This window comes from Metabacillus rhizosphaerae (assembly GCF_037201795.1).
Classification (GTDB): Bacteria; Bacillota; Bacilli; order Bacillales; family Bacillaceae; genus Metabacillus; species Metabacillus rhizosphaerae.
In genome coordinates, this window is record NZ_CP147403.1 from 4,653,452 (window position 1) to 4,668,518 (window position 15,067).

Below are 15,067 nucleotides of genomic sequence, written 5' to 3' on the forward strand. Positions count from 1 at the left end.
TAGATTTACTATTCCTATAAGTCAAGTTGGTTTTACCCTTATAAGTTCTTTAAAATGCTTCCTTTTGACCTATCCAAACAAGTTTAATAATTAAACTTTACCGGAAAACATAAAATTAGTAAAATAAATAAAAATTATCACAACTATTAAAATTTCTAATAATAAGGTGGACTTCCTTTGCACTATGATACGTTAAAAACATTTATTACTCTTGTTGAAGTTAAAAACTTTACAAAAACAGCCGAAATCCTTCGTATGTCACAGCCAAGTGTCAGCTTACATATTAAAAATTTAGAAACAGAATTCAATACGACATTATTTCGACGCTCTCCTAAGTCCTTGAAAATCACCCCAACTGGCGAGATTTTATACGAACGTGCGAAGCAAATGATCACAATTTACGAGCAAACAAGACAAGATATTCTCGAACATCATAACTCTATTAAAGGAGAATTAAAGATAGGTGCAAGTTTTACAATCGGTGAGTATATTTTGCCTTCTTTACTTTTAGACCTTCAGAAAGATTTTCCAGAGCTGGAACTTCAAGTTATCATTGGAAATACCGAGGAAATCGTCCAGTCAGTACGGTTATATCAAGTAGATATTGGGTTAATTGAAGGACATACAAATGAAAAGGAAGTTTCTGTACACGCCTTTATGCAGGATGAGTTATTTATTGTTTCATCCAACAATCATTCACTCACCTGTAAAGATGATGTGACAATTACTGACCTTCAGAATCAAGACTGGGTTAACAGGGAAGTCGGCTCAGGTACACGTGAATATTTTAATCACTTCATTCGATCAAATGGCTTGAAGGTCAAATCACTTTTAACGATAAGCAGTAATCAGGGGATTAAAGAAACACTAATAAATGGTACGGGACTCTCGCTTTTATCCCGCAGTGTAATTGAAAGGGATGTGCAGCACAAAAATCTTGCGATCATTAAATTAAAAAATCAGCGATTTAATCGAACCCTTTCCTATGTATATTCTCCAATCATGCAAGATAAAAAGAATGTGAAAACATTTATCCACGCATTAAATAAAAAATGGCCTAATAATTTTAACCAAACATAGGATGGATGCACGACCTCGAAGATATAACATATTTAGTTCTACAAAAAGATAAAAGTCTGGGCATCATTTTGATATCCAGACTTCTAACTGACATTCGTTCTCTTTTTTAGTTTGTTTTATGTCCTTTTTCTAAAAGCGAATGAGCTTGACTTAACACGATCGCCCCAAGTCCCTGTATAATTGTCTTTACTATTATTTGCCCAATAATTGCAGCAGGAACAGCTTCCCATGGGAGAAAATTTGCACCGATTGGACTCAAACCAATGACGACAAACACAACAGAATCTAAAAATCCTCCAACCAAACCGCTATAAAAAACGCGCCAACTCATCGGCAATTTCAAACGTGTATAAATCTCTGTATCCGCTGTTTCAGCAAGTATAAAAGAAATAGCTGAAGCTAAAACTATAATTAATGTATCACCTAATAGAAAAGATACTAGTGCTGAGAGGATTAATGCTATCGCAATAAACAAATACGTCTTCTTCCTACCATATCTGTTTTGAACAAGATCACGAAAAATAAACGTTGCACCGATTAACAATGTGCCCATAGGTACAATGAAAACCCAAAATTGTAGCGGCGCGAAAGCTGCTGTGATGACGTTTGCTAAGATGATTGAAACTAGATAGAGTGCTATTCTCATTTTTTACCTCCATGGTGATTTTCATAAAAGCTTAATTATATTAAGATATACAATTAATTTTAAAAGAACGATTATTGTACTATTTTTTTTGTTATTAATCTAGTTAATTGTCTCTGTATAAAAAAACAGATTCCAAATTTGTAAGTCTGTTTACGATAGTTAGGGTAACGTTAGTGAGTATCCTAAAGCATCAGTTAACACGTTCGAAATTGAATTTAAGCATATTGAATAATTTGGACTTATTAGCAAAATACTTCTATTAAAAAGTCGTGGAGGTAATTTTTTTGATTCTAACAAATCCTATAAGCGCATCTGAGGTGGGAACACTTTGGCTAACATACGAAGAAAAGACCCTTATCATGAGAATGTTAGAATATTTTATAGAGAAATCGGATGACCAACAGGCTAAAAATCTTTTGGGCGGTTTGTGGCAAGAGCTGAATTTTTATGTTTTACAGATGGAACAGATTTTTAAAGATCAAGGTATGGTGAAACCTATTGGATATTCAAGCGATGATGTTAACTTAGAAGCTCCTAAGTTATTCGACAATGGATTTGACGTTATGTTTCTTCGTATCTTAAAAGAGGTTAGCATGGGTATGTACACCATTAATATGAACATGGCATATAATGATAAAGTTATGCAGATTTATGAAGGGCTTACGACTGTTACTCAAAAGATATATAAGTTATCTACCCTTTATCTTCTTGAAAGGGGGATTCTCACTCTACCACCAAAAGTTACGATGCCAAAAACAACTGAGTTTATTGAAAATAAAAGCTACATGAAGGGATTTAAACTAGTTGGTGACAGAAGGGCTTTAAATGATATTGAACTTGGTCTTCTTCACCATGGAATTGAGACAAATAATATTGGAATGCAGCTGATAACTGGTTTTGCACAATGTGCAAAGCACAAAGAGGTTAAAGAATATTTTGTAAAAGGAAAAAAGCTTGCCAAAAAACAAATTAAAACAATGGAAGAAATTCTTTTAGATAGCGATGTTCAATTTTCTGCTACTTCTGGAAGCACAGTAACTCCCTCAACTATTGCTCCATTTTCTGATAAGCTCATGATGCATTGCGTTTACCTTCTCAATGGATTTGGACTTGTGGCTAGTAGTTTTGGATCATTTTTTTGTTTAAGAAATGACATTTCCATGAAATTAACACTACTTGCTAAAGATGTATATTTCTACGGACAAGAGGGAGTCAAAATTAAGATTAAAAACGGATGGTTTGAGGAACCACCACAAATGGAAGATAGGGCTAAGATAATAAAAAATAATTGATAATTTTTTGCTTTTAAGGGAAAAATAATCCTAGTGTTATTTTTACACTAATACTTTAATGTGGGGGGATATATTTTGAATTCACTTAATAGCTTATTTTCAGCCTTGATTACTTTGATAATTAAAGCTACATTCTTAGTTAAAAATTACAACGCTAAATTAAAATTTTTAATAAGAATGCCCAATTTAACATAAGCGTGAGAATTCAAATAAGTATCTTCTATTTACAGTAAAGCAAAAAGGATCTTCATCGAAGATCCTTTTTTATAAGATAACATCAGCTGCACCACCGGTCTAAATCACAGCTCGAATCTGCTTCGTATAGAAAAACCTTACAATAAAAAAGTAAACAACCTGTATCAAGAAAAAGATACTCAGTACAATCGCAGACTCTTTGAACAGATTGTATTGAAACATATTGGATAAGGCGGTAAGAGCAACGGCCCCATGGATTAGAGCAATGATAATTGGTGCAAAGAACAAAATAGCTGTTTGTCTGTTAAGTACCTTCTTCAGTTCACCCTCTGTTAAACCAATTTTCGCAATTGACTGGAATTTTTGTTTGTCTTCATCTAGATCGGTGTATAAACGGAAGTAGAGAAAACTTCCTGCTGAGACGAAAAAGACAATTCCGATAAATAATCCAACAAACAAGATAGGGCCGTACATTTTGTTTATTTCGTATACTTCATAATCAACAGAAGTATACTGATAGTCTTCAGAATATCTCTTAAGGTCTTTCGCTAATACTTTCCCAACTTCAACCAATTCTTGCTGAGCACCTTTTGCATTCCAAATATAGAGATCATCTTCTTCAACTGGTTCTTTTAGTTGATTAAAATCCTCATCGGTAACCACATAGTATGCTAGGTTACCAGGCAAGGATGCAGATTCAATTATTTCTATTGGCTTAGCAGTTCCAGACTTTAACTCAATGAGTTGATTCATCATTTCTTTTGCTAGCTCATTATTAAAAAGTACATAACCTACTACGATTGCTTGACCATTTTTAAGCTGAATGGAATCAGTTTCTAATAGTTTGGTAAGTCGATTATAGTCTGATTGCTTTACGATAAGTGTAGGTGCATCCCCATCACTTAATTCAAAATAACTTAGCGTCATATTTTCCTTCTCTACTTTTACTTTCTCGTTGCTTAGTTCCTCTTCAATTAACGCGATATCATCCTTTTTTGTCGTTGATCCCGCAAATGATGTGTACGTAATCGAATAGGGATTATTCTCCTTCAATCCACCTGTGATTAACGTTTGAAACCCAAAAAGTGATCCGATTGCACAAAAGGATACAGTTGAAATGATCGCAACCATAAAAAATGTCCGTGCATTGTCTTTCATACGAAAGGATAGATCTGAAAAGAGAACCATATTTGTTTTCTTCCAAAAGATTGTTTCCTTGTTTTTAAGCTTTCGAATGACATACACATTTAATTGAGTAAATAACAAATAAGTACCAATAATCACAACGATCACAACTGGTACCATGACGACTGTAACAGCCAAGCCTTTTGCCAGTAATGCTGTAATGTAGCCGCCCCCAAGTAGAAGAATCGCGATGATTGTCAAAAAGATCGAGGACTTTGGTTCACCTTTTGACTTTTTGCTTCCTTTAATAAGGTTGATTAGCTTTCCACTTCGTAATAAAAACGAAACTGAAAAAGAGATAACCAAGAAAAGTACGATAAAGGAAGTAAATGTAGCTAAAATAGCCTTTAAAGGTAAATAAAAGTTAAGATCAGTACCGATGACTAGGACATTTTCCGCAATAAGTAAAATCACTTTTGAGAATACCAGACCAAGTGCAATTCCACCTAATGTAGCAAAAAATCCAATAAGCATATTCTCTAGAAACACCATTGAACGAATTTGTCTCGTTGACATCCCCTGGATCATTAAAATCCCGAATTCTCTTTTTCTCGACTGAATAAAGGAGCCCATTGAATATAAGACAAAGAAAAACGAAAAGACATAAATAATCCCAGCTGCAACAGTTAGACCAGTCGTCACATGTATATTCATGTCTGGTCCAGTTAACGCTGGGTGAAACGCAAAGATTGCAAATGTGAAAAAGACCATAACAGTAAACATACTACTAAGAAAGTAGGCGGCATATAAACGTTTATTTCTAGTAACATTTTTAAACGCGAATTGACGAAAGGTCATTTGCATTACCTCCCAACAGGGAAAGAGTATCAATGATTTTCTGAAAGAAGGCCTGACGATTGTCACCGCGATGGATCTCGGAATAAAACCTTCCATCCTGAATAAAGACGACACGATTGCAGTAGCTAGCCGCAAGTGGCTCATGTGTTACGAGCATCATCGTCGTCTGTAGTTCACGATTAATGGACTCAAGCATTTCCATGACATCTTTTGATGCTTTAGAATCCAGATTTCCAGTTGGCTCATCTGCAAGTAGTAGCTTAGGCTGATGAATCATTGCTCGCGCTATCGCTGCTCTCTGCATCTGTCCACCTGAAATTTCGTAGGTGCGTTTTTTCATTATGTTTGTAATTCCAAGCTTTTCAGCAATCGCTCCTGCTTTTTGTTTCATTTCACTAACTTGATGCCCATCCAATGTTAAAGGTAAGACGATGTTTTCTTCTACTGTTAGGGTGTGGAGTAAATTAAAGTCTTGAAAGACAAAGCCCAACTCACGTCTGCGGAATTTTGCTAATGCATCTTTTTTCAGAGAGTGAGGATTTTTTCCATCAATCAAAATTTCTCCTGTTGTAGGTTCGTCAATTGTCGCAACCATATTAAGTAGCGTCGTTTTCCCACTTCCAGAGGGCCCCATGATTCCAACAAACTCCCCCTTTTCAATTGTTAAATCTATATCTGTTAAAGCACGATAGGGAATTTTCCCTTCATAGATTTTACTCACTTTATTTACGTCTAGCATCACAAGATCTCCTTTCAATTCGTTATCATTTGATCTGTGATTAGTGTAACCAATCTACTGTATCCAAACTATCGATTCGCCTTTCAGTTTCCTTACGAGGCTGTAAGGTTTTGTGATGTAGTGAAAATAAGTCTAATTGTTGTTCCCCTGCCTACCTTTGAAACTAGCTCGATTCTATGTCCAAGATGGTTTACTACTTCTTTCGTTAAATATAGCCCCATGCCTGTAGATTCGCGAAATTCCCGGCCATTTTCTCCTGTATAAAATGGATCAAATACACGTTTTAAATCAGTATCAGGGATTCCAACACCAAAGTCGGTCACTTGTAGAACTGCTTCGTGATCTTTTTCATAGATAGAAATATTGATTTTATTACTTTTACCAGCTGAATATTTAACAGCATTATTAATAAGCTGTGATAGGATAAAGAAGAGCCACTTTTCATCTGTTTCAACAAGAATGCCTTCCTGCTCTTCTTGTAATTTTGGATATACCTGGTTTCGGATGTAAAGCCGTCGATTGGCACGGTTTACCTCATTCACTATTTTCACCAAGTCAACCTGTTTTACATGAAAATCCTGTTCAATAGTCCTAAGGCGGGCCATATAGAGAATGGTATTTAACCCTGTACTTATTCGTTCTGTTTCTTCACGAATATCAGAGGATTCCGGTTCATCTAGGTTTTGTGCTGTTAGTTCAATGACAGAAAGCGGTGTTTTCATTTGATGCACCCATTGATCCATAAATGTTAGATGCTCTTTTTGCTGATGTTCCGCGCTCATTAGTTGCTGTTGATAATGCTTGTACTGCGTTTTTAACAGCTGATCCAATGCTTCTGTAATTGGCGCTTGCTCCAGTTTTTGAAAGGAGTCGTCAAGTGAGACGAGTGGTTTGCTAAGACGGTTGTAGAATTTGCGTCGACTATAATAGTGATAAATCAGGTAGCAACTTAAAAAGAAAAAACCGAGAAAAGCAGCATATAGAGCTGGTTTGAGTTGCTGGTAGCCTTCGAGCCAATAGATAGAGAAAATAGTAAAAAACTGTACACATTGTACAGCAATTAACAGGTAATGCTCCCGAAAAAATATCTTCATGTTTTTACACGCTCTCCCCATGAGACAATTAATCTGTAACCTGCCCCTCTAACTGTTTCCACCGCTTCTTCTATGCCTATTTTTTGAAATTTCTTTCTAACTCGTGTGATATTAACATTCAGTGTATTCTCGTCTACGTAAGATTGGTCTTCCCAAAGTTTTTCAAGTAAATCTTCACGACCAGAAATACGTGGATAACGCTCAATTAAACTCTCAATAATATCAGCTTCATTTTTTGTCAGGGATACACTATCATGACCCAGCTTCAATTCTAACCTTTCAGGATACAACTCCAGTCCTTTGATTTTTAAAACCCTCTCGTTAGCCTTCATTGCATATTCACCATAAGCACGGCGAAGCTGACTGCGAATTTTAGCCATAACAATTTCAGCGTGGAACGGCTTGGTAATAAAATCATCCCCACCGTTTTCCAGTGCCATTACCTGTTCCATCTCACCTGTCCGTGCAGATATAAAGATAACCGGACAAATCGATTGCGTGCGAATCTGTCTGCACCAGTAATAACCATCAAAGCTTGGTAGATTAATATCTAGCAGAACAAGATCAGGCTTATTTTCATAAAATACATCCATCACATGCTGAAAATCATTTACTAAAAATACATCATAACCATATTTACTTATGTAAGTCTGCAGCAATTCAGCAATTTTAGGATCATCTTCAACAATCATAATTTTTTGCATATCCGTCTCCCCTTTATTGGATGTAATTATGCCATAAAATGGATGGTTTTTCAAAAGGAATGTGAGACCTTATGAAAGCATACTAAAAAGGAGTTGTTTTCACATCTCCTTTACTTTAATGATTCAAACATTCAGTTTAACTAACCACTTTGTCATGTCTAAGATTGGACACATTTTTCACAGTTTTAGCTACAAACGAAGTGCCTTTCGCTTGTCAACAACTATCATTAATAGAATAAGCGGTAAAATCAATAAACAAAGAACAACCCAGAATTGCCACGTATCATAATCTGAAAAGTTTTGCCAATAATCAAACCATAAATTAGTATGCTCAAGCTGTACTTCTTTCAAATGACCAAAATGTGTTTTCTGGTCTTCACCCTTGATTTTTTACTCCTAATCTTTTAATTTTTATCATCCATTTAACGTAAATCTTATGCACTTAATTGAAAGTCTTAAACAACCGGAATCTAACTTGCTTTTTTGGTAATTTTTCCCCACTCTTTAAAACAACATTCTGAGGAAATAATAACGTTAAAAAGCATGTGGAGGTGATAACTTTGTCCCATGATCACGAAAGAGATTGGATTACTGTTGAGGATAATGACGGTAACAAAAAGCAGTTTGTCGTAGAAGCATTATTGGCAATTGAAGAAGATACCTACGCTTTATTAAGATCAGAGCATGAGCTTGATCATGCGATTGTAATGCAAGTCGAGAATGAAGATGACGAACAGTATCTTATCGGCATAAATGATCCGCGCAAAAAAACTATGGTACTTGATGCATATGAAATTGCAGTCGAAGCAAATCCAGCAGATTAACTTGTTAGGAAGAAGGAATAATTCATGGATACTAACATTATTGATGTGATGGATGAAGATCTAAAAAACCAAATTGAAAAAGAAATTAATGGCATGACTTTCACAAAAAATTTTCGATCTCCAACTGCTGAAGAATGGTATATTTTCTTACCAAACTATAAAGATCCCGTGACAGGTGGAGCATCTGGTAAAACTATCATCCACTACAATCTTTACGATACAAAACATATCTTTATTAACACGACGATTATTTTTGATGATCCTGCATTGCATAAAAGCGAATTACATCGGCTTGTTTATGCGATTTCAGATGAAATTGTCAATCGCCTTGTTGGATATGCGGACACTTTATTATCTGTTCACTCAGGTGAAAATTCATACAATGCTGAATATAAACAACAATAAAATGCAGATTTCAGGATTTACAATAACTGGGTAAATCTATAAACAAGAACAAATATCGAGGGGTGAAACTATGAACAATGAACTTATACAAGCCATTAAAGATTATGCACAACCATTAAACAATCCCAATTACATCAACTCCCTTCTTCATGAGATTGAGATGCAAAAATTTGTATTATTAGGGGAAGCATCACATGGGACGTCTGAATATTATAAAATTCGTGCTGAACTATCCAAAAAGCTTATTGCAGAAAAAGGCTTCACCTTTTTGGCTGTCGAAGGCGACTGGCCTGCATGCCAATATGTAAACCGTTATATAAAAAGCTTTGATCAAGTCACTCCAAATGCCAGAGAAGTGTTACAATCCTTTAACCGTTGGCCTACTTGGATGTGGGCAAATGAAGAAATGATTGAGCTTATCGAATGGTTAAAGGAATATAATCAAAAGCAGCCAAAAGATAAACAGGTTGGTTTTTATGGAATTGATATTTATTCTTTATGGGAATCAATGGATGAAATCATCAATTATTTAGAAAAAACTCATTCTCCCCAATTAGACGATGCAAAAAAAGCATTTGCTTGTTTTGAACCCTTTAATCGCCAACCAGAAAAATATGGTGTATCTGCCGCCCTTTATTCAGAAGGATGCCATGATGAGGTCATCAAACTTTTAACAGAAATTTGTTTAAATAAGAATAAACAATTTGACTTCGAAGAGAATCGTTTAAACCTTGAAGTAAATGCTCTTATTACAGCAAATGCTGAAAATTATTACAGAACAATGGTAGTAAATGATAACGAATCCTGGAATATTCGCGATCGGCATATGGTTGAGGTAATCAATAAAATTAGTGAATATTACGGCAACCAAGCAAAAGGAATCATCTGGGAACATAATACTCATGTTGGTGATGCACGAGCAACTGATATGGCTGCTGAAGGTATCGTAAACGTTGGACAATTACTAAGAGAACAAAAAGGGAAAGATGCCCTCTTTATTGTTGGATTTGGAACACACCGCGGGACTGTAATTGCAGCTGATCAATGGGGTGTGAATTGTGATAAAATGATTATTCCACCAGCTAAAGCCGGTAGCTTTGAGGATGCTTTGCATAAGGCAGGCCCATGTGACAAGCTATTAATCTTCAACAATGAAAACCATCATAAATTTAATCGAACAATAGGTCACAGAGCTATTGGAGTCGTTTATAATCCTAAATTCGAACATTATGGTAATTATGTTCCTTCAGTAATATCAGACCGGTATGATGCGTTTGTTTATGTTAATTATACGAATGCTCTAAATCCTCTTGAAGTGGAAGAAGTTTTTTTATAAAGGATTGAGAATTAAGGTAGCGAAAGGTTGTATTTCATCATTCTATTCAAAAAAGAAAAAATAAATTAAAAAAAGACTAGAAATAATTTTAAACCTTGTTATAATGCTTATTGAGTACATGACATTATATAAAAGGTGGTCGATTATGGGGAATACTTGTAGGTATGTTGTCAATGCGGTTGGTAAATGTGGAGAAACATACTATACCCAATTTAACGATAAAAAAGAACTAAAAAATTGGATAACTGACCATCAAGAAAAATTAATAATGAATGAATTAAAAATTGTTGATAAGGAAATTCATCCTCTCTTAAAATGGTTTAATTCCAAAAAAATGATGTAAGTGCATTTTATAAATACTAATGACAAAAAAAGGTTCAATTCGAATAGGAATTGGACCCTTTTTCATTACTCTAGGAGGTCCGTTGGGGAAGGATAAACACTATTAATGTAGAATATCGATAATAACATCATTATTAGCTTACAATCCCGTAAGCAAAGGAGAATATATTATTATGTACGAACTCAAAACAAAAGAAACCGACAACAGTGTTGTAGAGTTTATTGAACTTGTGGACAGCCCTAAAAAACGTGAAGATGCTTATAAATTGTTAGATATTTTCACTGAAACAACAGGTTTTAAAGCAAAGATGTGGGGGCCAAGTATTATTGGGTTTGGTTCCTATCATTATAAATACGAATCTGGTCATGAAGGCGATGCACCACTAGTAGGTTTTTCACCTCGAAAAGCAAAAATCAGTTTGTATTTTGCAACAGGTGACACAAAACGTGAGGAATTGTTAAAGGACTTCGGGAAACATACAACTGGAAAAGCGTGTGTATACATAAATAAAGTAGCAGATATTAATGTTGAAGTTTTAAAAGAGTTAATTAACCAATCTGTGAGATTTTTAAAAGAAACGTACCCAGATTAAAAATTTATCCTAAAATGATAAGTTTATGAATCATCTAAAAATCATCAAAACAGAAAAGTGGTCATTCTTAAAGGAATGGCCTTTATATATTTTGGCATAATAAAAACAACTTCACGAGTTAGTTCTGCCAAAAATCACCACCACTTTTATACTAATCTTTAAAGAACGGCCATGTTAAATTTAAGTGATTAGATGGTAAATAACAACAAATAGGTTATCATTTCTATATGCAAAAGAACGACTAATGTTAGGGGATATTTATATCTATGGCGAAGTCCAATAAAATGAAAAGAATCATAAAACCGTTTAAATGGGTAAAAATTAATCCCGCACAAACATTATCACTAGGATTTTTGTGCCTCATTGGATTAGGTACATTGTTACTTATGTTACCCTTTGCTACAAAAGATCGACATCACTTATCTTTTATTGATGCATTATTTGAAGCAACCTCTGCTGTTTGTGTAACAGGATTAGTGGTAGTAGATACTGAAACAACTTTTACGCTTTTTGGTCAAATTGTTTTAATGGTATTAATCCAAGTTGGTGGACTTGGTTTTATGACTTTCGGAATCATTATTGCGATTGTATTAGGGAAAAACATAGGTTTGAAAGGAAGACTCATGATTCAGGAATCCTTAAATCAACTTTATATTGAAGGAATGGTTAGACTTGTTAAGTTTGTTGTTGGGTTCACGTTCATAATTGAAGGAATCGGAGCTGTTATCTTAGCCATACGCTGGTCTCACGATTTTGGATTTCCAAAATCCTTATTCTATGGCCTATTTCATTCTATTTCTGCCTTTAATAATGCGGGCTTTGACCTAATGGGAGAGTTTCGCAGTATCACAGGATATGTTGGTGATCCTACAATTATCTTAACACTTAGTTCCTTGTTTATAATTGGAGGAATAGGATATTTCGTCATATTAGATATTTTCAAGAAGAAATCATGGAAGAAGCTTTCCTTACATACAAAATTAGTCCTTTTAATGACATTAATTCTTAATTTACTTGGTACAGTCCTGATCTTTACTTTGGAGTACAATAACCCCGGAACATTGGGTGGATTATCATCTCTAAAGGATAAAGTGTTAGGTGCTTATTTTCATGGGGTAGTTCCTAGAACAGCAGGTTTTAACACGTTGAATTTACCGGAATTAACGCTAAGTTCCCAATTTGTTACGATTTTGCTTATGTTTATCGGTGGAGGCTCTGGAGGTACAGCTGGAGGAATTAAAGTGACCACGTTTTTCATTCTCATCCTTGCTGTATGGACTGTATTGAAAAGAAAAGAAGATGTTAACATCATGAACAGGCGCATACCAAAGGATTTAATCTTTAGAGCCTTTTCCATCACTGTTTACTCGACAGCCGTTGTATTTTTGATTTTGTTTATCTTAACGATTACAGAAAACGCTCCTTTAAATGTTTTACTTTTTGAAGTGGTTTCAGCGTTTGGAACAGTTGGAATGTCGCTAGGGTTAACACCAGAATTAAGTACACCAGGTAAAGTAATCATATCCCTTCTGATGTTTATAGGTAGAGTAGGCCCACTTACTTTAGCCTTTGCTTTAGCTAAGGAAAATAAAAAACTTCCTTTTAAATATGTGGAAGAGAAGATTATGATTGGATAAAAAAGTAGAGGATGACTCAAGGAGATCTGAGCTAGTCAAATCCAACTTTTATATAGGTCTTTCAGGCATTGAGAGTCTATATATTGATTTGGAGTTGTCTGAACTTATGGTTCCTGAGTCAGCCTCTATTTACATTAATATTTTAAAATAAATATACTATTTGACTATTTATTGTATCCGATACTTTGTGTCTTTTATAATCAACTAACCTTTCGCTCAAATTTGAAGGGAATCTTACTGAAGTTATTTTTATTTAGTATTCCAATGACATTAGCTGAAGTTTTTTTTGAACGCAAAACAAAACTTATTAAATTTAATAAAAATTGGCATTGGTATCATACCCTACTATCAGAAACATTCATCATGCTGTTTGTTCGTATGTTTATTGGGTTGATTAGAATTATTCAGAGTAAAAAATCATTTTAAGCTTGGAATGTTCTTTTTCTTTTACCTCTTTAAAAAAAGCATGAACTTTTCTGTTTAGTCGTTTACATAATTAGTGCAATCGAGTAGGAGGGGGTGACTAACCCCCGACCTCTCACACCACCGTACGTACCGTTCGGTATACGGCGGTTCAAATTAAGTGTGACGTAAAGTTTCGTATCGTTCAGATAGACTTTTGAGACCCTCTTTTCTCCAGAAAGAGTTATTGAGGGCACGGTGAAGGATTGGACTACTGGTTATTCGCCAGTAGCCCTTTCTGCTATTTCCCCATTCATATGCTTTGTGTTTATCAATTCCTAGTCCTATAAGTTTCCTTATCCTTGTTTTAGGAAGTTTCCACTGTTTCCAGTAACACAATCTCAGTCTTCTTCGAATCCAACTTTCCAAACCTTTAAAGATACTTGGAGTATCTGCCAATGCGTAATACCCACACCAACCCACTAAATACTGATTTAATTTCTTTATTCTTACATCCATTGGTATCGGTGATTTTCTTGACGTTATTTCCCTAACCTTCTGTTTAAATCTCTTGATGCTTTGTTTGGATATACGTATTTTCGGCTCTTTTCTGTTAGTAAAACTAAAGCCTAAGAATTTTCGGTTCCATGGTCGTTCTACGGCTGATTTCTCACGATTTACCTTTAAACTAAGCTTCTTTTCAATGAAAGACGTTACACCCGCCATTGTTCGTAAGCCAGCTTTCTTAGATTTCACGTAAATATTACAATCATCCGCATACCTCACGAATTTATGCCCTCTATTCTCTAATACTTTATCTAACAAATCTAGGATGATATTTGAAAGTAGTGGACTTAGCGGACCTCCTTGTGGAGTTCCCTCTGTATTTTGTGAGACCACGCCACCCATCATAATCCCGACATTGAGATATTTTCGAACAAGATTTAGTAGAACTTTATCGTCAATACGCTTTGACAGTAGCCCCATGAGTTTGTCATGGTTCACTTTATCGAAGAATTTCTCTAAGTCTATGTCGACTACCCACCTATAACCATCTTCGATGTATCCTTTCGCTTTCCGTACAGCGTCATGCCCTCGTCTTTGTGGACGAAACCCATAACTGTTTTCAGAAAATGTTGGGTCATAAATTGGGGTTAATGTTTGAGTAATCGCTTGTTGAATGAAACGGTCTATCACGGTTGGGATTCCTAGTAATCTAACTCCGCCGTTTGGTTTCGGGATTTCGACACGACGAACGGGTTGAGGTTCATAGGTTCCCTGTTGGAGAGATTTTCTCAATTCGTCCCAGTGCTCGACAATATACGAACGCAGGTTTTGGGTCGACATCTTGTCTACACCGTGACTACCTCCGTTACGTTCCACTCGTTTAAGAGCGTTCAGTAAGTTTTCTCGTGATAGAATTCGTTCCATTAACATTAAGATATATCCTCTCTACGTGAATGAGATGTTCTATTTGTGCCATTAGTAGCTCCACCCTCTTGAAGTCCCCTGTGTATTCACCACTTCTTCCTTCAAGTAAGTCTCGTAAGAGATTGTCTGTTTCTACACTACTTATGAACGCCTAGTTCTCATCCTTCCTAACTTGTTCAGTCCTTCCCTTTCATTCTCGAGTTTGAAAGGTACTATGACCTCTGCTGACTTCTGACTGTTCAGCTATCTATCACTAGATAGGTTGCCAAGAGTGCTTGGCTTATCAGTCAGACCTCCCCAGGTAAGAGTACAGTCTTTCACTCCATCTATCTGCTTCATTTACTCTATACCACCTTCGGCAGAA

General features: G+C 35.4%; 15 protein-coding genes. 9 read left to right on the top strand and 6 right to left on the bottom strand.

Features of this window, described 5'->3' with window-relative positions; translation table 11 throughout:
- Window positions 1–177: 177 nt before the first annotated feature.
- The gene (locus WCV66_RS22515) at window positions 178–1,080 is read left to right on the top strand and encodes a LysR family transcriptional regulator (RefSeq protein WP_338786917.1); all 903 of its coding nucleotides are present in this window, start codon (window positions 178–180) and stop codon (window positions 1,078–1,080) included.
- A gap of 106 nt (window positions 1,081–1,186) precedes the next feature.
- On the opposite strand, the gene WCV66_RS22520 is transcribed toward WCV66_RS22515, so the two are convergent.
- Window positions 1,187–1,726: a VUT family protein gene (locus tag WCV66_RS22520; protein ID WP_338786918.1), complete on the bottom strand. Its 540-nt coding sequence runs from the start codon at window positions 1,724–1,726 to the stop codon at window positions 1,187–1,189.
- 284 nt (window positions 1,727–2,010) lie between these two features.
- Here WCV66_RS22520 and WCV66_RS22525 point away from each other — a divergent pair, with 284 nt between their 5' ends.
- On the top strand, window positions 2,011–3,018 hold the full coding sequence (locus tag WCV66_RS22525) for a DUF3231 family protein (protein ID WP_338786919.1): 1,008 nt from the start codon (window positions 2,011–2,013) through the stop codon (window positions 3,016–3,018).
- Between the two features lie 294 nt (window positions 3,019–3,312).
- Here the strand turns inward: WCV66_RS22525 and WCV66_RS22530 are convergent, their stop codons facing one another.
- The 4 genes from WCV66_RS22530 to WCV66_RS22545 all read right to left on the bottom strand — a co-directional run bounded on the left by WCV66_RS22530 (window position 3,313) and on the right by WCV66_RS22545 (window position 7,733).
- Complete coding sequence (locus WCV66_RS22530) at window positions 3,313–5,196, bottom strand: ABC transporter permease (RefSeq protein ID WP_338786920.1); 1,884 nt, start codon at window positions 5,194–5,196, stop codon at window positions 3,313–3,315.
- Window positions 5,171–5,935, bottom strand: a complete 765-nt coding sequence (locus WCV66_RS22535; protein WP_066325561.1) for an ABC transporter ATP-binding protein — start codon at window positions 5,933–5,935, stop codon at window positions 5,171–5,173. The genes WCV66_RS22530 and WCV66_RS22535 overlap by 26 nt, the downstream gene beginning before the upstream one ends.
- A 92-nt stretch (window positions 5,936–6,027) precedes the next feature.
- Window positions 6,028–7,029: a sensor histidine kinase gene (locus WCV66_RS22540; protein WP_338786921.1), complete on the bottom strand. Its 1,002-nt coding sequence runs from the start codon at window positions 7,027–7,029 to the stop codon at window positions 6,028–6,030.
- Window positions 7,026–7,733, bottom strand: a complete 708-nt coding sequence (locus WCV66_RS22545; protein WP_066325553.1) for a response regulator transcription factor — start codon at window positions 7,731–7,733, stop codon at window positions 7,026–7,028. Before WCV66_RS22545 ends, WCV66_RS22540 begins: the two co-directional genes overlap by 4 nt.
- Window positions 7,734–8,293: 560 nt before the next feature.
- Here WCV66_RS22545 and WCV66_RS22550 point away from each other — a divergent pair.
- The 7 genes from WCV66_RS22550 (at window position 8,294) to WCV66_RS26915 (ending at window position 13,296) form a co-directional block, all read left to right on the top strand.
- Complete coding sequence (locus tag WCV66_RS22550) at window positions 8,294–8,557, top strand: DUF1292 domain-containing protein (protein WP_066325542.1); 264 nt, start codon at window positions 8,294–8,296, stop codon at window positions 8,555–8,557.
- Between the two features lie 48 nt (window positions 8,558–8,605).
- A complete protein-coding gene (locus tag WCV66_RS22555; RefSeq protein WP_396652644.1) occupies window positions 8,606–8,962 on the top strand; it encodes a hypothetical protein in 357 nt (118 codons plus the stop codon).
- A gap of 70 nt (window positions 8,963–9,032) precedes the next feature.
- Window positions 9,033–10,298 (top strand): erythromycin esterase family protein, encoded by a 1,266-nt coding sequence (locus WCV66_RS22560; protein ID WP_338786922.1) that lies wholly within the window; start codon window positions 9,033–9,035, stop codon window positions 10,296–10,298.
- Window positions 10,299–10,443: 145 nt separating this feature from the next.
- Window positions 10,444–10,641 (top strand): hypothetical protein, encoded by a 198-nt coding sequence (locus WCV66_RS22565; protein ID WP_338786923.1) that lies wholly within the window; start codon window positions 10,444–10,446, stop codon window positions 10,639–10,641.
- A 172-nt stretch (window positions 10,642–10,813) separates the two neighbouring features.
- A complete protein-coding gene (locus tag WCV66_RS22570) occupies window positions 10,814–11,233 on the top strand; it encodes a DUF1801 domain-containing protein (protein ID WP_338786924.1) in 420 nt (139 codons plus the stop codon).
- A 266-nt stretch (window positions 11,234–11,499) separates the two neighbouring features.
- On the top strand, window positions 11,500–12,870 hold the full coding sequence (locus WCV66_RS22575) for a TrkH family potassium uptake protein (protein WP_338786925.1): 1,371 nt from the start codon (window positions 11,500–11,502) through the stop codon (window positions 12,868–12,870).
- A 171-nt stretch (window positions 12,871–13,041) separates the two neighbouring features.
- Complete coding sequence (locus WCV66_RS26915; RefSeq protein WP_413789606.1) at window positions 13,042–13,296, top strand: CBO0543 family protein; 255 nt, start codon at window positions 13,042–13,044, stop codon at window positions 13,294–13,296.
- A 153-nt stretch (window positions 13,297–13,449) separates the two neighbouring features.
- Here the strand turns inward: WCV66_RS26915 and ltrA are convergent, their stop codons facing one another.
- Window positions 13,450–14,709 (bottom strand): group II intron reverse transcriptase/maturase, encoded by a 1,260-nt coding sequence (ltrA, locus tag WCV66_RS22580; protein ID WP_338786043.1) that lies wholly within the window; start codon window positions 14,707–14,709, stop codon window positions 13,450–13,452.
- Window positions 14,710–15,067: the final 358 nt, after the last annotated feature.

Bases quoted from the DNA above. Each gene is read 5' to 3' on its own strand.
- ltrA (WP_338786043.1), bottom strand. From the start codon at position 14,709: ATGTTAATGGAACGAATTCTATCACGAGAAAACTTACTGAACGCTCTT.
- WCV66_RS22565 (WP_338786923.1), top strand. From the start codon at position 10,444: ATGGGGAATACTTGTAGGTATGTTGTCAATGCGGTTGGTAAATGTGGA.
- WCV66_RS22530 (WP_338786920.1), bottom strand. From the start codon at position 5,196: ATGACCTTTCGTCAATTCGCGTTTAAAAATGTTACTAGAAATAAACGT.
- WCV66_RS22575 (WP_338786925.1), top strand. From the start codon at position 11,500: ATGGCGAAGTCCAATAAAATGAAAAGAATCATAAAACCGTTTAAATGG.
- WCV66_RS22560 (WP_338786922.1), top strand. From the start codon at position 9,033: ATGAACAATGAACTTATACAAGCCATTAAAGATTATGCACAACCATTA.
- WCV66_RS22540 (WP_338786921.1), bottom strand. From the start codon at position 7,029: ATGAAGATATTTTTTCGGGAGCATTACCTGTTAATTGCTGTACAATGT.
- WCV66_RS22520 (WP_338786918.1), bottom strand. From the start codon at position 1,726: ATGAGAATAGCACTCTATCTAGTTTCAATCATCTTAGCAAACGTCATC.
- WCV66_RS22570 (WP_338786924.1), top strand. From the start codon at position 10,814: ATGTACGAACTCAAAACAAAAGAAACCGACAACAGTGTTGTAGAGTTT.
- WCV66_RS22535 (WP_066325561.1), bottom strand. From the start codon at position 5,935: ATGCTAGACGTAAATAAAGTGAGTAAAATCTATGAAGGGAAAATTCCC.
- WCV66_RS22555 (WP_396652644.1), top strand. From the start codon at position 8,606: ATGGATGAAGATCTAAAAAACCAAATTGAAAAAGAAATTAATGGCATG.
- WCV66_RS22545 (WP_066325553.1), bottom strand. From the start codon at position 7,733: ATGCAAAAAATTATGATTGTTGAAGATGATCCTAAAATTGCTGAATTG.